15 protein-coding genes and 1 tRNA gene are annotated in these 18395 nt (G+C 69.4%); 9 read left to right on the top strand and 7 right to left on the bottom strand.

Annotation, left to right across the window (positions count from 1 at the left end; all coding sequences use genetic code 11):
• The 3 genes from DP939_RS49570 to DP939_RS43570 all read right to left on the bottom strand — a co-directional run.
• On the bottom strand, positions 1–200 hold a 200-nt coding region (locus tag DP939_RS49570; RefSeq protein ID WP_199565813.1), incomplete at its 3' end, for a helix-turn-helix domain-containing protein.
• A 70-nt stretch (positions 201–270) separates the two neighbouring features.
• A complete protein-coding gene (locus DP939_RS43575; RefSeq protein WP_113986720.1) occupies positions 271–822 on the bottom strand; it encodes an NUDIX hydrolase in 552 nt (183 codons plus the stop codon).
• Entirely contained in the window at positions 819–2096 is a 1278-nt protein-coding gene (locus tag DP939_RS43570; RefSeq protein ID WP_225878915.1) for a zinc-dependent metalloprotease, read from the bottom strand. The genes DP939_RS43575 and DP939_RS43570 overlap by 4 nt, the downstream gene beginning before the upstream one ends.
• A 79-nt stretch (positions 2097–2175) precedes the next feature.
• On the opposite strand from DP939_RS43570, the gene DP939_RS43565 reads away from it, so the two are divergent.
• The 5 genes from DP939_RS43565 to DP939_RS43545 all read left to right on the top strand — a co-directional run bounded on the left by DP939_RS43565 (position 2176) and on the right by DP939_RS43545 (position 8265).
• Positions 2176–3249 carry an NAD-dependent epimerase/dehydratase family protein gene (locus DP939_RS43565; protein WP_199565816.1) on the top strand — a complete coding sequence of 358 codons (1074 nt, stop codon included), beginning with the start codon at positions 2176–2178 and terminating at the stop codon, positions 3247–3249.
• Positions 3250–3324: 75 nt separating this feature from the next.
• Positions 3325–3750 (top strand): molybdenum cofactor biosynthesis protein MoaE, encoded by a 426-nt coding sequence (locus DP939_RS43560; RefSeq protein WP_113986717.1) that lies wholly within the window; start codon positions 3325–3327, stop codon positions 3748–3750.
• Positions 3751–3779: 29 nt separating this feature from the next.
• Complete coding sequence (locus DP939_RS43555; RefSeq protein ID WP_113986716.1) at positions 3780–4826, top strand: YlbL family protein; 1047 nt, start codon at positions 3780–3782, stop codon at positions 4824–4826.
• 324 nt (positions 4827–5150) lie between these two features.
• A complete protein-coding gene (locus tag DP939_RS43550; protein WP_199565812.1) occupies positions 5151–8132 on the top strand; it encodes a UPF0182 family membrane protein in 2982 nt (993 codons plus the stop codon).
• A 56-nt stretch (positions 8133–8188) separates the two neighbouring features.
• Positions 8189–8265 (top strand) — tRNA-Met (locus DP939_RS43545).
• 437 nt (positions 8266–8702) lie between these two features.
• Here DP939_RS43545 and DP939_RS43540 read toward each other — a convergent pair.
• Positions 8703–11519, bottom strand: a complete 2817-nt coding sequence (locus tag DP939_RS43540; protein WP_113986715.1) for an AfsR/SARP family transcriptional regulator — start codon at positions 11517–11519, stop codon at positions 8703–8705.
• Positions 11520–11822: 303 nt separating this feature from the next.
• Here DP939_RS43540 and DP939_RS43535 point away from each other — a divergent pair, with 303 nt between their 5' ends.
• From DP939_RS43535 to DP939_RS43525, 3 genes are all read left to right on the top strand, one after another.
• Positions 11823–12584: an AfsR/SARP family transcriptional regulator gene (locus DP939_RS43535; RefSeq protein ID WP_158578995.1), complete on the top strand. Its 762-nt coding sequence runs from the start codon at positions 11823–11825 to the stop codon at positions 12582–12584.
• A 93-nt stretch (positions 12585–12677) separates the two neighbouring features.
• Positions 12678–14072, top strand: a complete 1395-nt coding sequence (locus DP939_RS43530) for an MFS transporter (RefSeq protein WP_113986713.1) — start codon at positions 12678–12680, stop codon at positions 14070–14072.
• 15 nt (positions 14073–14087) lie between these two features.
• Entirely contained in the window at positions 14088–14648 is a 561-nt protein-coding gene (locus tag DP939_RS43525) for a GNAT family N-acetyltransferase (protein ID WP_113986712.1), read from the top strand.
• Here the strand turns inward: DP939_RS43525 and soxR are convergent.
• Entirely contained in the window at positions 14645–15100 is a 456-nt protein-coding gene (gene soxR / locus DP939_RS43520; RefSeq protein WP_113986711.1) for a redox-sensitive transcriptional activator SoxR, read from the bottom strand. The two genes, DP939_RS43525 and soxR, sit on opposite strands and share 4 nt — an antisense overlap.
• Positions 15101–15196: 96 nt before the next feature.
• On the opposite strand from soxR, the gene DP939_RS43515 reads away from it, so the two are divergent.
• Positions 15197–15766, top strand: a complete 570-nt coding sequence (locus DP939_RS43515; protein WP_113986710.1) for an NADPH-dependent FMN reductase — start codon at positions 15197–15199, stop codon at positions 15764–15766.
• A gap of 342 nt (positions 15767–16108) precedes the next feature.
• On the opposite strand, the gene DP939_RS43510 is transcribed toward DP939_RS43515, so the two are convergent.
• Complete coding sequence (locus DP939_RS43510) at positions 16109–16606, bottom strand: VOC family protein (protein WP_113986709.1); 498 nt, start codon at positions 16604–16606, stop codon at positions 16109–16111.
• A gap of 85 nt (positions 16607–16691) precedes the next feature.
• Complete coding sequence (ctaD, locus tag DP939_RS43505) at positions 16692–18305, bottom strand: aa3-type cytochrome oxidase subunit I (RefSeq protein ID WP_225878916.1); 1614 nt, start codon at positions 18303–18305, stop codon at positions 16692–16694.
• Between the last annotated feature and the right edge of the window lie 90 nt (positions 18306–18395).

Below are 18395 nucleotides of genomic sequence, written 5' to 3'. Positions count from 1 at the left end.
GAACGCCACTTGCGCACGGTATGCACCGACACCCCGAGGTCGCGCGACACCTGCGCGTTAGTGGCGCCCGGCTGCGCGCACGCCAGTACGATCCGTGCTCTGATCGCCAGTCTCGACGGGTCGGCGGCCACGGCCATCAGCCGGGCGCGTTCGGCATCGGTCAGCCGGATCTCCACTGCGGATGGACCTGGAGTCGACACACAACGAGCATACATATTTATGCGACGAATTTCTGGCGCATGACACTAGCGAGTGGGGTGTGAAAACGGGTTAAACGCCCGCACCGCGCAGGCGTTCTCTGGCCCTGCGGGCGAGCCTGCGGGTCGCCTCGTCGGTCGGCTCCGGAATCTCCAGCACCGGGAACCACCGCAGGTCCAGGGACTCATCGCTGATCACCGGCGCACTGCCCGCCGGGGCCACCGCGCCGTACTCCACGTCCAGGTGCCAGCTCCGCGGCGGATGACACCACACCTCGTGCCGATCCAGCGCGAGCGGACCCGGCAGAAGCCGCACCCCCGCGATGCCGGACTCCTCGGTGGCCTCGCGCAGCGCGCACGCCTCGATCGAGGCGTCGTACGGCTCGCAGTGACCGCCCATCGGCAGCCACTTCCCCGCCTTGGGGTGGAGGGTGAGCAGCACCTGCTCGCCGTCGTGGGAGAGCACCGCCGTGGTGGCGGTCAGATGCCCCGGCGCGCACGTGCGCCACATGGCGTCGTCATGGGTCTCCAGATGGCGCAGGAACTCCTTGCGCATGGCCTCCTCCTCGTCACTGGGGGCGGCCCAGCCGGAGAGGACGGCATGCGCGTCCGCGTGCAGGGTCACTTGCCGTCGCCCGTGTCCTCGGAGCCTTCCCCGGTGTCCTTCTCGCCTTCCTCCAGCGTCGAGAGGTCGAACTGGACACCGCCGCTGACGAACGAGGCGGGGTCGTCCAGGTCTTCCGCGTGCGGCATCAGGTCCGGGTGCCCCCACACGGCGTCGCGGCCGTCGAGCCCGCGGGCCTCCTCCAGCGCCGCCCACAGCGCCGCGGCCTCCCGCAGCCGGCGCGGACGGAGTTCGAGCCCCACGAGGGTGCCGAACGTGCGCTCGGCGGGCCCGCCGGTGGCCCTGCGCCGGCGTACGGTCTCGGCCAGGGCCGCGGCGGAGGGCAGCTTGCCGCCGGCCGCCTTGTCCACGACGGTGGCCACCCAGCCCTCGACGAGGGCCAGCATCGTCTCCAGCCGCGCCAGCGCGGCCTTCTGCCGCTCGGTCTCCTCGGGCTTGAGCAGCGCGCCGCCGCTCAGCGCCTGCTGGAGCTGCTCGGGGTTGTTGATGTCGAGCCCGCGAAGCTGCTCCTCCAGCGCGGAGGCGTCGACCGTGATGCCCTTGGCGTACTCCTCGACCGCGCCCAGCAGGTGCGCCCGCAGCCAGGGGACGTGCTTGAACAGCCGCTGGTGCGCGGCCTCGCGCAGCGCCAGGTACAGCCGGATCTCCTCGGCGGGCAGCTCCAGGCCCTCGCTGAAGGAGGCGATGCCGCCCGGCAGCAGGGCCGCGGTGCCGGACAGAGGCAGGCCGATGTCGGTGGAGCCGACGACCTCACGGGCGAGCGACCCGAGGGCCTGCCCGATCTGGCTGCCGACCATCATGCCGCCCATCTGCTTCAGCATGCCCATCAGCGGCCCGGCCATGGACTGGGCCTCGGCGGGCAGCCCGGCGGAGCCGAGGGTGCCCCCCATGGTCTCGACCATCCGTGCCGCGATCGGGTCACAGAGCTTTTGCCAAACCGGGACGGTCTTCTCGATCCACTCCGATCGGCTCCACGCCTCCGGCGCGTCGACGCCGCTCGGCAGCGTGGTCGTCTCGTTGAGCCACAGGTCGGCGAGATTGAGCGCGTCGAGGATCTGACGCCGCTCACCCTCCATGACACTCGGATCACCTTCGGCCACTACGGCGTGTCGGGCGATGTTCTTGGCCATGTCCCAGTTGACTGGGCCTGAACTCGGCGGTGCGGAGAGCATGTCGGCGAACTGGCGCATCGCGGCGGCGATCTGCTCAGGGTTGCCGAACATCGCGAACGGGTTGTCGTTTGGGTCGTTTTCACGACCTGGCAGGTCAGTCACCGGTCTACCTCGGGCAGGATGGAGGAGTCCACATCCGCCACGTTATCCGTCGAGGGGCGGATCAGTGCAAAGTGAGGACCTGGTGCCTACCTCGAATCGCCACCGGTCACCGGTCATCGCCGTCACGGGCGCTGCCGGCGGACTGGGCCGGGCGTTCCTCGCCCACGTGGCCTCGTCTGCGGATTTCCGCAGGGTCGTGGCCATTGATGAGCAACGCGGTGATGTGTCCGATGTCACCTGGCGGGTCATCGACGTGCGAGATCCGCTCTTGGCGAACCGGCTCTCGGACATCGACGTCCTCGTCCACCTGTCCGCCGACTACGCGCTCGACGCCGACCCGGCCGAGCGGCGGGCGTACAACCTGCGGGCCGCGCAGACCGTGCTCACCGCCAGCGCCGCCGCGCGGGTGCGTCGCGTCGTCGTGGTGACCAGCGCGATGGTGTACGGCGCGGCGCCGGACAATCCGGTGCCGCTCCCTGAGGACGCGCCGGTGACCGCCGAGCCCGACACCGGCATCGTGGGCGACTACCTGGAGATCGAGGCGCTGGTCCGGCGTTCGCTGCGCAGCCATCCCGGCCTTGAGGTCACCGTGGTACGTCCTGCGGCGGTGGTCGGCCCCGGCATCGACACCGTCGTCACCCGGCACTTCGAGGCACCGCGGCTGCTGACGGTCAAGGGCTGCGCCCAGTACTGGCAGTTCTGCCACATCGACGACCTGGTGACCGCCCTCGAACTGGCCGCCCTGGGCATGGTGACCGGCACGGTCGTCGTCGGCTGCGACGGCTGGCTGGAGCAGGAGCAGGTCGAGGAGATCTCCGGCCTGCGGCGCTTCGAGCTGCCCGCCGCGCTGACCTTCGGCACCGCCCAGCGCCTGCACCGGCTCGGCATCACGCCCGCCCCCGCGACCGACCTGCACTACGTCGTCTACCCCTGGGTGGCCGACGGCGCGTCGCTGCGCGCGGCGGGCTGGAAGCCGACCTGGACCAACGAGGCGGCCCTTGAGCAGTTGCTCGAACTGCGCGAGGGCAAGCACGCCGTGGTCGGCCGCCGCCTGTCCGGCAAGGAGGCGACGATCACCGCGGCGGGCGCGACCGTGGCGGTCATCGGCACCGCGGCGATCGTGCGCAGGGCGCGGCGGAGACGGCGGCTCTAGCGCCCTGGCGGGCGCGTCCGGGTCCGGATGGGCGCGTCCGGAGAGCGCCGTGGGAGACGGTTGTAGGCTCGGGACGTGGATGCCATCCGGTTGCTCGGGATACGCGAAAACCCGTTGTCGGTCGATGAGGTGTTCGCCGCCGTCGGTGACGTCTCGGCAGGGGGCACCACGCTCTTCGTCGGCACGGTCCGCGACCATGACCACGGCAAACCGGTGGTCAAGCTTTCCTACTCGGCCCACCCGTCCGCCGAGGCGGAGCTGCGGCGGGTCGCCGAGAAGATCGTCGCCGACTTCCCGGTCACCGCGCTCGCCGCGGTCCACCGCACGGGAGACCTCTCGCTCGGCGACATCGCGGTGATCGTCGCCGTGGCGTGCCCGCATCGCCAGGAGGCGTTCCAGGCCGCGAGGCGTCTCATCGACGATCTCAAGAGCGAGGTGCCGATCTGGAAGCATCAGCTGTTCGCCGACGGCACCACCGAATGGGTCGGCGCCTGCGAATGACCCGACGTTTCAGCGCATAGGCTGCGTTCATGTCCCGACGCACGCTGACCCTGATGGTGGCGGCCATGCTGACGCTGATGCTCGGTGTGGCGGGCGCCATGCTGCCGGTGCCGTACGTCGTGCTCAGCCCGGGCCCCACCGAGGACACCATCGGCAAGGTCAAGGGCAAACCGGTCATCGCCATCGAGGGCCGCCAGACGTACCCGACACAGGGCAAGCTCAGCCTGGTGACCGTGGCCTACCAGGGCGGTCCCGGCACCCGCATCGACCTGCTGACCGCGTTGCGCGGCTGGATCGACCCGAGCATCGCGGTGGTCCCGGAGGAGACGATCTTCCCCAAGTCCAGTACGGCGGAGCAGGTCGAAGAGCAGAACATCCAGGACATGACCAACTCCCAGGACGACGCGACCGCCGCCGCGCTGACCGAGCTGAAGATCCCGTACACGTCGGTGGTGGCCGTGATGTCCGCGGAGAAGGGCAAGCCCGCCGACGGGAAGCTCAAGCCAGGTGACGAGATCGTCTCCGTGGACGGCACCCCCGCCAAGGACGTGGAGAAGGTGGCCGAGAGGGTCCGCTCCCGCAAGGCGGGCGAGCAGGTCTCGATCAGCGTCACCCGGGACGGCAAGCCGCTCACCGTACCGCTGACCACCGTCAAGGGCGTGGACGGCAAGCCGATGGTCGGCATCGTCATGCAGGCCAAGTTCAAGTTCCCGTTCAAGGTCTCCATCAACGTGGGCGACGTGGGCGGGCCGAGCGCGGGGCTGATGTTCTCCCTCGGCATCATGGACAAGCTCACCCCCGGCGCGATGACCGGCGGCAAGTTCATCGCGGGCACCGGCACGATCACGCCGGAGGGGCACGTCGGGCCGATCGGCGGCATCCAGCAGAAGATGGTCGGCGCGCGCAAGACCGGGGCGACGGTGTTCCTCACCCCGGCGGGCAACTGCGACGAGGCCCTGAAGGCCGTGCCGCAGGGGATGCGCCTGGTGAAGATCGAGACACTGCACAGCGCGGTCCAGGCCCTCGACACGCTGCGTGCCGGCGGCGGCGCCCTCCCTGCCTGCACGGCCAACTGATCCGCTCGCCGGTCGATCGGCGAGCGGAGCCGAAGGGGCCACGGCCGGGGAGTTGTCCACAGGCCGGCCCGCCCAGGGCGTCGTGATCAAGGTTTATCCACAGAATCCGGTTCGGTGTCCGCTTGCACCCCGCGACCTGACGTACGGTTACTGACCAGGCCCTTTCTTCGATGCTCGGCTCGGGCACTCATGGCGAGCTCGGGGCGTTGGGCCTAGTGGTGGAGCATTGTGCCTTGATCGCGCCCGAGGGTTCGCGGCGGGCGCCGTTCCACCGGTGTAGGTTGCCAGACACGGACCGTTGCATATGACGACAAGGGGTTGGCCTTGAGCTTCCGGACCCCCGGAGCCGGCAGGGCGATGCGCCTGCCCCGCCGGCCGCGCCTCCTGCTGCCCGTCGTGATCGCTCTTGTGGCGATCGTGGCGTTGTTCATCCTTTTCTCCAGCGTGTACACCGACTTCCTGTGGTTCGACGCCGTCGGGTACACCTCGGTGTTCTCCAACGTGCTGCTGACCCAGATCCTGTTGTTCGTCGTCGGCGGCCTGCTCATGGTGGCCATCGTCGGCGGCAACATGATGCTGGCCTTCCGGATGCGCCCGATGTTCGGGCCGTCGATGTTCGGCGGGTCGAGCGGGGCGGACCGTTACCGGATGGCGGTCGATCCGCACAGAAAGCTGATCTTCCTGATCGGCATGGCGGTGCTCGCCCTGTTCGCCGGGTCCACGCTGGCCGGGCAGTGGGAGATCTGGCTCCAGTTCGTCAACGCCACGCCGTTCAACGACGTCGATCCGCTGTTCGGGATGGACATCTCGTTCTTCGTCTTCACGCATCCGTTCCTGCGGATGCTGCTGACGTTCCTGTTCACGGCCGTGGTGATCTCGGCCGCGACGGCCGCCATCGTGCACTACCTGTACGGCGGGTTCCGGTTCCAGTCGCCGGGCGTGCACGCCTCCCGCGCGGCCCGCGCCCACCTGTCCGTGCTGGTCGGCGTCTTCGTCCTGCTGAAGGCGGTGGCCTACTGGATCGACCGGTTCGGCCTGGTCTTCTCCGACCGCGGGTTCGTGCACGGCGCGTCCTTCACCGACGTCAACGCGGTGCTGCCGGCCAAGAACATCCTGGCCATCATCGCGCTGATCTGCGCCCTGCTGTTCTTCGCCGGGGTGATCCGGCCGGGCGGCATGCTCCCCGGTGTCGCCTTCGGCCTGCTCGTGCTCTCCGCGGTGCTGATCGGCGGCGTCTACCCCGCCCTGGTCGAGCAGTTCCAGGTCCGGCCCAACCAGCAGGCCCGGGAGGCGACGTTCATCTCGCGCAACATCGAGGCCACCAGAAAGGCGTACGGCGTCGACAAGAGCGAGGTCATCGACTACAACGCGCAGGGCGAGCCCGGAAAGGTCGACGTCAACTCCGACTCCTCCATCTCGGGCGTGCGGCTGCTCGACCCCAACCTGGTGTCCAAGACCTACCAGCAGCGTCAGCGCATCCGTGGTTTCTACGACTTCCCCGACCAGCTCGACGTCGACCGCTACAAAGACTCCGCGGGCAACGTGCGGGACACGGTCGTGGGCGTCCGTGAGCTGATCGGCCCGCCCCGCGAGCAGGACAACTGGATCAACCGCCACCTGGTCTACACCCACGGTTACGGCATCGTCGCCGCGCCGGGCAGCGAGGTCGACTCCGAGGGCCTGCCCGCCTTCGAGGCCAAGGACATGCCGGTGACCGGCCCGCTGGTGGACCGCACCGGCCTGAAGGAGCCGCGGATCTACTTCGGCGAGAACTCCTCGACCGAATACGTGATCGCCGGCGGCGACCCGAAGGTCCGGCAGGAGCTCGACTACCCGGAGAGCGGCGGCACCGGCCAGGAGAACACCACTTATCAGGGCAAGGGCGGCGTTCCGATCGGCTCGTTCTTCAACCGCATGCTCTACGCGGCGAAGTACAGCGAGATCAACCTGCTGCTCTCCGGCGACGTCAACGACAAGTCGCAGATCCTCTACGTCCGCAACCCGCGCGAGCGCATCGAGAAGGTCGCGCCCTTCCTCCGGATGGACGCCAACCCCTATCCGGCGGTCGTGGACGGGCGCGTGGTGTGGATCGTGGACGCGTACACGCTGTCCAACGACTACCCCTACTCGCAGAGCCGCAGCTTCGGTGACATGGTCCGCGACACGGCCACCGACACGCGGGCCATCGCCCAGCAGCCGCGCGACCACATCAACTACATCCGCAACTCGGTCAAGGCCACGGTCGACGCCTACGACGGCACCGTCAGCCTCTACGCCTGGGACTCGGCGGACCCGCTGCTGAAGACCTGGAGCAACGCCTTCCCCGGCATCGTCAAGCCGGCCGCTCAGATGAGCCCGGACCTGCGGTCCCACCTGCGCTACCCGGAAGACATGTTCAAGGTCCAGCGTGACGTGCTCGCCCGCTACCACATCGAGGACGCGCGGGCCTTCTACGGCGGCCAGGACTTCTGGAACGTCCCGAACGACCCGTCGCTGAGCGACACCGACGTCAAGCAGCCGCCGTACTACCTGTCGGTCAAGATGCCCGGCACCTCCGCGCCCTCCTTCTCGCTGACCACGACCTTCGTGCCACGCCAGGGTCCCAACCTGGCGGCGTTCATGGCCGTGGACGCGACGGACGGCGGCGACTACGGCAAGCTGCGCATCCTGCGCATGCCGTCCAACACGACGATCCCGGGGCCGGGGCAGGTCCAGAACAACTTCACCAACAAGTTCTCCGGTGAGCTGAACCTGCTGGGGCTGGGCAACGCCAAGATCCGCTACGGCAACCTGCTCACCCTGCCCTTCGCCAACGGGCTGGTCTACGTCGAGCCGGTGTACGTCCAGACGGCCGCCGCGTCCGGGCAGGAGCCCTACCCGATCCTGCGCCGCGTCCTGGTCGCCTATGGCAACAAGGTCGGCTCGCACGACACCCTCGAAGGGGCCCTGGAACAGGTCTTCGAGGGCGCGTCGGCGCAGCAGCCGAACGACCAGCGGCAACAGCCGACGGAGACCAACCAGGCCGCCCAGCTCAACGCGGCCATCGAGGAGGCCCGCAAGGCGTACGACGACGCCAGGAAGGCCCTGTCCGCCGACCCGCCCAACTGGGTCGAGTACGGCAACGCCCAAAAGCGCCTCCAGGACGCCCTCAACCGCCTCCAGTCGGCCAAGCCGAACAGCACGACACCCCCGGCCACCGGACCGACCACGACGCCGACTCCGGCCCCCACGACCTCTACGACACCGACCACATCACCACCCACCCCGGCGACGACGGGCAGCCCGTCGACATCCGCCGCCTCCTGAGGCCGAACCGATTTGCGCCCGCCCCGATAGCCCGATAGTCTTTAGACACAACGCAACGCGGGGTGGAGCAGTTCGGTAGCTCGCTGGGCTCATAACCCAGAGGTCGCAGGTTCAAATCCTGCCCCCGCTACCAAGGCGGTGTCTCAGGACATCGGAAAGGCCCCGGACCTAAGGTCCGGGGCCTTTCGCTTTTCAAAGGCGGTATGTGGGTGCGGCGGCCGAGGCCGTGAAATCTCGGCATTCTCTGCGAATTCCCGGCATTCCTGTCCCCAGGGGCTGGGACAGCACGGGGGCCAGGCCAAGGTGGCGCGGGCTGTCGGGCCGAAGGCGGGCCGGTCGCCCCTGTTCAGCGCAGCATCAGGGGATGAAAGCGGGTCCATCGCGCTCGCGGCGGTCTGGTGGTCGTTCCGGCTGACGGGTGGGCGGGCGCGGTCGTCTGGCGCCTTTTCCGGATTTCCGGGTGGGCGGGGCCGTCTGCTGCCGGGTTCTGGGGCGCGGGTTGCCCGGGAGGCTGATAGTCGTTCCAGAGGTGCCCGCTCTCGATGCCGGGGGCATTTCCCCGGGGCGGCGTCAGGAGGCCGCGTTGGAGGAGATGGGCGGGGCCTCGGGGTGGGTGAGGGAGAGGGTGCCCATGCCGGCCATGACGTCGAGGGCCTGGTGCCGGTAGGTGCGGGCGCGGTCGGCGCGGGCGAGTTCGTGGAAGAGGCGGCCGAGGTCCCACAGCAGGCCGGCCTCGCCGTGCCGGTCGCCCACCTCCCTGGCCAGGACGAGCGCCTGCTCGTAGCGGCGGACCGCCTGGTCGTGGTCGCCGTTGCGGTAGTGCGCGCGGGCCAGGCTGGCCAGGTGGTAGTACTCGCCGTGCCGGTAGCCGAGGTCCTGGGAGAGGCAGGCCCCCTGGCGGTAGTTGTCCATGGCCGAAGGCGTGTCGCCGATCCGTTCCTCCAGCAGGCCGAGCCGGTGCAGGGCCAGTACTTCGTCGTACGGCTCGCCCACCGAGCGCAGGATCGTGATGGACCGCAGCAGCCGGTCGGCCGCGTCGTCGTACCGTTCCTCGCGGGCCAGCAGGGTGCCCCATTCGAGCAGGGCCCGCGCCTCGCCCGTGGTGTCCTCCGCGGCCCGGTAGAGCGCCTGGGCGCGGGCGATATGGCCCAGGGCGCGTTCGGTGTCCTGATCGCCGAGCCCGTGGCAGTGCGACAGGACCAGGTGGGTGCGGGCTTCGGCGTGGATGCTCTCCCGGCGGGCGGTGGCGGGCAGGATGATCTGGTTCAGCGCGCAGCAGTCCTGGAGGTAGCCGCGGATGCGCAGCGGGCCGGTCAGCGCCGCCGCGAGCTGTACGGCGAGCGTTTCGTGGCTGCCCGGGGTGGTGGCGGCCTGCCGGACGACCGGGACCAGGTTGCGGCGGTGGTCGTCCAGCCAGGCGAGGGCGTCGGCGGCGGTGTAGACCTCGGCGGCGGCGTGCGCCCGGCGTTCGTCCTCGTGCAGCCAGCGCAGGTTGAGCGGGTCGAGCAGCTCGGTGACCTGCAACGCGGCGGCGTGGTAGTACTGGAACGCGCGTAACAGCGCCTCGTGCCGCTCCCGGTCCGACAGGTGTGAGCGGGCCTCCTCGGTGGCGAACAACCGCACCAGGTCGTGCATCAGATAGTGGTGCGGGCGCGGCGAATCGACCAGCCGGGCGTCCAGCAGTCCCTCCAGGCCCTCCTCGGAGCGCCGCTGCGGCAGCCCGGTGAGCGCGGCGGCGACGGGGACGGTGATCTCCGGCCAGTGCGGCAGGCCCATGTGGCGGAAGACCTTGACCAGTTCTTCGCTGCGCGGGTCGTTGTCCAGCTCCTGGCGGCTGGTCGCGAAGCTGGTCCGGACTTCGAGGTCGTCGACCTTCAGCTCGTCCAGCCGGTGGTGCTTGGACATGAGCTTGTCGGCCAGGAAGCGCAGCGGCCAGGCCGGGCGGGAGGCCAGCCGGGCGGCGGCGATGGTCAGCGCCAGCGGCAGCCCGCCGCACAGCCGGGCGATCCGTAGGGCCTGCTCGCGTTCGGCGGCGATGCGCTCGGCCGACACGACCGAGGCGAGCAGCGCGAGCGATTCCTCCTCCGACATCGGCTGAAGGTGGTGGACCGCGCCACCGAGCACGGGCAGCGTACGGCGGCTGGTCACCAGCACCGAGCACGACTTGGCCGGCATCAGCGGGCGGATCTGCGCTGAATCCACCGCATTGTCGAGGAGCAGCAGCATCCGCCGGTTCGCGGTCAGGGACCGGAACCGGGCCGCGGCCTCGGCCTCCTCGGGCGGCACCGCATGGGTCGGTACGCCCAGCGAACGCAACATGCGGCCGAGCACGTCCACCGGTTCCAGCGGCTTCAGGCACCTGGACGAACCTTGCAGATCCACATAGAACAGCCCATCGGGAAAGTGCGGGCTGATCCGGTGGGCCAGGTGCGTGGCCAGTTCGGACTTGCCCACGCCGCCCACGCCGTCGATCACCACGATCCCCGGGCCCTCAGGGTCGAGCAGCAGGTGCTCCAGCCGGTTCACGTCGGCCTGCCGCCCGGCGAACACCCCGCTGCCGCGGAAAATCTCGTTGGGCGGCGCGGAGGCCGGATCGGGATCTTCGGCGGGCTCCACGGCGGCCTGGGTGCGCGGCGCGGCGTCGCCTGAGCCGTCGTCGGTGAGGATCGCCTGGTGGAGGGCCTGGAGTTCGCCGCAGGGCTCAAGTCCCAGCTCCTCGGTGAGCACCGAGCGGGCCTCCCGGTAGGCGTCCAGTGCCTCGGCGCGCCGTCCTGCCGCGTGCAGCGCGCGCATGAGCTGGCCCCACAGCCGCTCCCTGAGCGGATGCTGGGCGAGCAGCGTGCGCAGTTCCACCACGATGTCGGTGTGCCGGCCGAGCAGCAGCCGGGCCTCGACGTGCCCTTCGGCGGCGAGTTGCCGCAGCTCGGTGAACCGGTGCGCCATCGCGGTCAGCGAGGGGGTGGGCGCGGCGTCCATGAACGGCTCGCCGTCCCAGAGCGACAGGGCCGCGGAGAGCCGGCGTTCGGCCTCCTCCCCCTCGCCGCGGTCCAGCGCCGCGAGCCCCTGCGTGGTCTGGGTCTCGAACTGCACACCGTCGATCGACTCCGGCGGGCAGCGCAGCTCGTACCCGCCCGGGCAGGTGGCGATGACCTTGCCCTCCCGGTCGCCCAGGGCACGCCTGCACTGCAGCACATAGTTGCGGATCAGGACCGCGGCGGAGGCGGGCGGCCTGCGGGGCCACAGTTCGAGTACGAGCCGGTCCACCGAGACCACCCGCCCGGCGTCCAGCATCAACAGCGCCAGTAGTGCTCGCGGGCGAGGCCCCGGGATCGGATACCAGTTAATGTCCGTCCGAAATTCGACTCGCCCGAGGTATCTGAACCACATGCGAGCACCCTCCACCGCATCGGAGACCAGTTCTATCGAGCAACAATCATAAGGAGCCTGGTCTGTAAGTGGATAAGTAAACAAGACCTAAATTACAAGGTTACGCGGTATTGGCATCCTGATGTGGTGGTGGTCGGTGGCATTCGCGGACGCGCCGCGCGCACCCGACCGGGGGTTTCGCCATGACATCGCCGCAGTCCCGAGCCGCCAAGACATCCCTCCGTCGTCCCGATGCGGCTTGCGGCCGTGGTCACCAGGCAGTCTGGGGGAATAATGCGTTTCGGAGTATTAGGATCGCTCACGATGGACGACAACGGTATCGGTCGTCTGCCCAGCGCGCCGAAGCAACGGCAGTTGCTCGCCCTCTTCCTGATGAACGCCGGCCATTTCACGCCCGCGTCCGCCTGTATCGAGGAATTATGGGGAAGTGATCCGCCGCGAACGGTGACCGCGACCCTGCAAACGTACATCCTCCAGATCAGGCGGTCGCTCGCCGCCGCGCCGGAGATCGGCTCGATGGCGCAGGCCCGTAAGGTACTGATCACCGGAAATCGCGGTTACCACCTGATCGTCCCGGCCGATTCCCTGGACGTACTGGAGTTCCAGCGATGGCTGCGCGACGGCCGGCGGGCGGCGCTGCGCAACGACGACGAGACCCAGGTCCGCTGCCTGCGCATGGCGCTGGCGCAGTGGCGGGGGCCGGCGCTCGGCGACGTGCCGGTGGGGCCGCTGCTGCGGCCCCAGGTCGAAAGGCTGGAAGAGGCGCGGATCGCGGCGATGCGGGAGTGTTTCGACGCCGAACTCCGGCTCGGTCGCCACCAGGACATCCTCGGCGAACTACGGACGGCGGCGGCCCGGCATCCCTGCGACGAGGAGTTCCAGGCGCAGTACATGCTCGCGCTGTACCGGTCGGGCCAGCAGCTCAAGGCGCTCGACGTCTTCCACCGGCTGCGCGCCACCCTGGCCGAACAGCTCGGCCTTGGACCTTCGCGTACGATCCGCTCCCTGCACGAGACCATGGTCCACGCGCACGGCGAACTGTCCCTCGAAGTGATCGGCGCCTGACCTGCCGGGGCCGTCCGCAGCGACGGTTGACCTCAATATTGGTTGAGGTTGCACGCTGGGAGCGCCCAAGCTTCCGCCGTCGACAGGTGAAACGTGCGAAACAACCCGATACTCGTACTCGCCGCCGTCCTGGTCTCCAGCGTGTCCCTGCCGATCACGCTGACCGGCGCCTCGGTCGCGCTCGTGGAGATCGCCTCCGATCTGCAGGCCGGCCTCGCGCCGGTCCAGTGGGTGGTGACCGGCTACAACGCGACCTTCGCGAGCTTCATGCTGGCCTCCGGATCGCTGGCGGACCTGATCGGCAGGCGGCGGGTCTACACGTCCGGGCTGATCATATTCGTGGTCAGCGGCCTGCTGAGCACGGTGGCCACCGACATCGTGCTGCTCGACGTCGTGCGCGCGCTGGCCGGGGTCGGCGGGGCCGCCGCGGCGGCCAGCGGCTCGGCCCTGCTGGCCGCCTCCTTCCAGGGCCCGGCCAGGGCCAGGGTGTTCGGCCTGTTCGGCACCGCGCTCGGCATCGGCCTGGCCTTCGGGCCGACGATCGCGGGGGTGCTGGTGGGCGCGTTCGGCTGGCGCGCGGTGTTCGGCGTGCCGTCCGTCGCGTGCCTGCTGGTGCTGGCGGTCGTCCGGTTGCTGCCGGAGTCCCGCGACCCGCGGTCGCGCCGGGTGGACTGGCCGGGCACGGTCTCCTTCACGGCGGGGCTGCTCCTGCTGATCTCCGGATTCGTCGAGGGACCGGCCCTGGGCTGGACGTCGCCCGTGGTCCTGGGGGCCTTTGTCGCTTCTGTCGTACTTCTCGCCGCCTTCGTGGTGATCGAGTACCGGACCCGCGAACCGCTGCTCGACCTGAGCCTGCTCACCTCGCCGCGCTTCCTCGGCATCTCCATCGCCGCCGCGGCCATCGTCAGCGTCCTCATCCCGCTGCTGGTCTACCTGCCGTCCTACTTCACCCGGGTGCTCGGCATGGGCCCCGGCCAGGCCGGCGCGGTCCTGATCATGCTGACCGCGCCCACGCTGGTACTGCCCTCGCTGACCGGTCTGGTCGCCCGCTGGGTGCCGCCCGCGGCGATCGTGGTGCTCGCGGTCGTCCTGATGGGGCTCGGTTCGGCCTGGCTGGCGCTCAGTGGTCCGGCGTCCACCGCGTTCGGGCTGGCCGGGCCGCTGCTGACGATCGGCTTCGGGGCGGGCGTCTCCATTGGGCTCATCGACGGGGTGGCGCTCAGCAGCGTGGGGCCAGAGCGCGCGGGAACGGCGTCGGGCATGTTCAACACGGTACGGCTGGGCGGCGAGACGGTCGCCATCGCGGTGTTCGGCGCGGTGCTGGCCGCGATGACCGCGGGCCGGCTGGCCGAGCCCGGCTTCGCCGACGGGCTGCGCGTCGTGCTGTGGTCGATGACCGGGCTCGCGCTGGTGACCGTGCTGGTGGTCACGGTACTGCTGCGCGCCCCCGCCCGTACTCCCGCGCCCACCCCCGAACGCGTCTCGTGAAACCGAAGGGAACTCATGCTGACGCACGACGTCGTCTACCACCTGGAGATGACCTCCCTCGCCGAACTCCGCCCGGCCCGCCCCTCCAGGGCCGCCGTGCGACTGCGCGAGATCGGCCTTGCGGACGTACGGGACTTCCGGGAGATCCACGATCGGGTCGGCGGTCCGCACGGCTGGCCGTCGCTCACCTGGCCGGAATCCCGGTGGCGCGAGCACCTGGCCAGGCCGGGGGTACGCGCGTGGATCGCCGAGGTGGACGGGCGGCCCGCCGGATTCGCCCAGCTCCAGGCGCAGCCGGGGCACACGGTGGAGATCGAGTACTTCGGGCTGGCGCCGGAGTACGTGGGCCACGGGATCGGCGGGCACCTGCTGACCCTCATCACCCGGCTGGCCTGGGAACCCGCGCCCGGCGGCGAGGAGAGCGGTGTGGAGAGCGGCGAGGAGATCCGCCGGGTCCGGGTGCGTACCTCCCGCTCCGACCACCCGCACGCCCGGGCGAACTACCAGGCCCGCGGCTTCCGCCTGACCCGCGAGGAGCCCTGGGAACGCGAATTCGGCATCGCCGCCCCCCACTAGGGATTGGCGTCGCCGAGCAGGCGGCGCGGACCGGACCCCAGCCGGCCGAGCGCGTCATCGGGGTTGGCGACCACGCAACGGTCGATCGACAGGCAGCCGCACCCCACGCAGTCGGTGAAGTCGTCGCGCAACTGCTCCAGCCGCCGGATGCGCTCGTTGAGCTGCTCCCGCCAGGCCGCCGACAGCCGCTCCCAGTCCTGGCGATTGGGCGTGCGCCCCTCCGGCAGCTCCGCGAGCGTCTTCCCGATCTCCGCCAGCGACACCCCGACCCGCTGCGCGATCCGGATCAGGGCGACCCGGCGCAGGGTCTCCCGCCGGTATCGTCGCTGATTTCCGGCCGTACGCCGGCTCGTGATGAGCCCCTGCCGCTCATAGAAGTGCAACGCCGAAACGGAAACACCGCTGCGCTCCGCCAACTGGCCGATGGTCAGCTCGGCCGGGACCTTGGTCATGGGAGTTCTCCGCCACAGATCGACCTGAACAAATATTCAGGTTCTACCATCAATGGCGACCGCACGGAAAATCCAGAGCCGGAGAGAGGAATCGGGGTGCAGACTGAATCGTTCCGCCTGGCCGTCATAATCGGCAGTGTCCGGGAGGGCCGTTTCGGCCCGACCGTGGCGAACTGGTTCATCGGCCAGGTCAGGCGACGCGACGACGTGATCCTCGATGTGATAGGCCTCGCCGAGACGCCACTACCGGTACACGGCCAGGCCCGCCCGGTCGTGACCGGGGAGTACGACTCGCCCGAGGTACGCGCCTTCGCCGCCAGAATCGGCGCGGCCGAGTACAACCACGGATATCCGGGACCACTGAAGATCGCCATCGACTCGCTCAACCCGGAATGGCACGCCAAACCCGTGGCCTTCGTATCCTACGGCGGCGTTTCCGGTGGCCTGCGCTCGGTAGAACAACTCCGCGCGGTATCCACGGAACTGCACGCCATCACCATCCGGGGGACGGTCGGCTTCACCATGGCCCATTCCCGTTTCGACGCGACCGGCCAACCACTCCACCCCGAAAAGGCGAACCCCGAGGCCAAGCCCCTCCTCGACCAACTCGCCTGGTGGGCCCGCCACCTCCGCACCGCCAAAAGCCTCCTTCCCTACGGCTCCTGACCACCCCCGCTGCCCAGCGGGGGTGGCCTCCCGGTCGCCGCCACAACACACGACTGCGGCACCGCTCCGGTTGCACACCGGTGACCCGGTCCGTGTGATGGAGGAAAGCGACCTCAGGTGAACGGTGGAAAGCTCGCCATACGGCGCTGGGGGTGCACGCCGGTCCGGCGCCGCGCGCGGCGAGCGCGCCGAGCAGGCAGGTCGGCGCCAATGTGAGGGCCCATTCAGGGCGCATGAGTCCGTTTCTCCTCGGGGTGTCGAGTCCTGTCGTGATCGACAACGCTAGGTGTCGGCAATGGGCCCGGACCAACCGGAGGGCCCCCAGTCACAAGGGGGAAAGCCCTACCCCTCCGCCGCCGGAGGGAAGAACTCGGTCTGCGGACGCTGCATGTACTCCATCGCCGCCGTGAACACCGGGTCGGTCATCCGGCGTTCCATCTCCTCCAGCGTCACGTCCTCGATGCGGGTCTGGATCCACCAGACGTTCCCGAACGGGTCGCGCACCCGCCCCACCAGGTCGCCGAAGGCCAGGTGGGTGACCTCGCTGATCGGTACGCCTCCCGCCGCCACCGCCCGCCGCTGCACGGCGCGCGCGTCCTCGACGTACAGGCGCAGGTACGACGGCGTGGCGGGCCAGCTCGGATCGCCGTCGAACAGCATCACCACCGCGTCGCCGATCCGGACCTCCGCGTGCCCGATCCGCCCCCGGCCATCGACCACCCGGCCAAGTTCCTCCGCACCGAACGCCCTGGCCAGATAGTCGATGACCGCGCCGGTGTCCTGGGAGATGATCCACGGCGTGACGGTGGTGTAGCCCTCGGGAATCGCCTTGACGGGCATGTGACCGGCCTCCTGGGGTCGTGTCGTCGTCGTGCTTGCCCAGGCAACGCTAGAACCCATATAGGCCGGTTCATGACCTACTTCATCACCGGTGGGCGCGCCGGACCCTCGGGTAGTGCAGGTCGAACGCTGGCCGTTCGGACCGGATGCGCGGGATCGAGGTGAAGTTGTGCCGCGGCGGCGGGCACGACGTCGCCCACTCCAGCGAGTTGCCGAACCCCCAGGGGTCGTCCACGGTCACCAGCGCGCCTTTTCGCGAGGTCTGCCACACGTTGTACAGGAACGGCAGCGTGGACGCGCCCAGCAGGAAGGCCCCCGCAGAGGAGAGCAGGTTGAGCCCGGTGAACCCGTCGATCGGGCTGTAGTCGGCGTAGCGGCGCGGGAAGCCGATCACGCCCAGCCAGTGCTGCACCAGGAACGTGGTGTGGAAGCCGACGAACAGCATCCAGAAGTGGACCTTGCCCATCGTGTCGTTGAGCATCTTGCCGGTCAGCTTGGGCCACCAGAAGTAGAACCCGGCGAACATCGCGAACACCACCGTGCCGAACACCACGTAGTGGAAGTGCGCCACCACGAAATAGGTGTCGCTGATGTGGAAGTCCAGCGGCGGCGAGGCCAGGATGACGCCGGTCAGGCCGCCCAGCAGGAAGGTGACCAGGAACCCGATCGCGAACAGCATCGGGGTCTCGAACGTCAGGTGGCCGCGCCACATGGTGCCGATCCAGTTGAAGAACTTCACCCCGGTGGGCACCGCGATCAGGAACGTCATGAACGAGAAGAACGGCAGCAGCACCAGCCCCGTGGGGAACATGTGGTGCGCCCACACGGTCATCGACAGCCCGGCGATGGCGATCGTGGCGGCCACCAGGCCGATGTACCCGAACAGCGGCTTGCGGCTGAAGACCGGCAGCACCTCGGTCACGATGCCGAAGAACGGCAGCGCGATGATGTAGACCTCCGGGTGCCCGAAGAACCAGAACAGGTGCTGCCAGAGGATGGCCCCGCCGTTGGCGGCGTCGTAGATGTGCGTGCCGAGTTTGCGGTCGGCCTCCAGTACCAGCAGCGCGGCGGCCAGCACCGGGAAGGCCAGCAGCACCATCACCGAGGTGAGCAGGACGTTCCAGGTGAAGATCGGCATCCGGAACATGATCATGCCGGGCGCGCGCATGCAGATGATCGTGGTGATGAAGTTGACCGAGCCGAGGATCGTGCCGAGCCCGGCCAGCACCAGCCCCATGATCCACAGGTCGCCGCCGGGGCCGGGGGAGTAGGAGGCGGTGGACAGCGGCGTGTACGCGAACCAGCCGAAGGACGCCGCCCCGTCCGCCACGCCGAAACCGGCGAGCGTGATCAGCCCGCCGAACAGGAACATCCAGTAGCTGGCCATGTTCAGCCGGGGGAAGGCCACGTCCGGCGCGCCGATCTGGAGCGGCATGATGGCGTTGGCGAACCCGGCGAACAGCGGGGTCGCGAACAGCAGCAGCATGATCGCGCCGTGCATGGTGAACATCTGGTTGTACTGCTCGCGCGAGACGAACTGCAGGCCGGGCGCGAGCAGTTCGGCGCGGATCACCATCGCCATGATCCCGGCGGCCAGGAAGAACGCGAACGACGTGATCAGGTAGAGGTTGCCGATCACCTTGTGGTCGGTGCTGGACAGCCACGACGTGAGTATGGCGCCCTTGGTCCGATGCGCCACCGGTCCGGGCGTGAGGTGTTCCCGATCCGGCGGCGGCTCGACTGTGGTCACGTTGTCTCCTGGCGCGGCGAGCGGCGGCACATGCGCCGC

Origin of the sequence: Spongiactinospora rosea (assembly GCF_003315795.1) — a bacterium.
Classification (GTDB): domain Bacteria; phylum Actinomycetota; class Actinomycetes; order Streptosporangiales; family Streptosporangiaceae; genus Spongiactinospora; species Spongiactinospora rosea.
The sequence above is the reverse complement of the archived record's forward strand: the minus strand, read 5'-3'. Positions and strand labels throughout refer to the sequence as shown.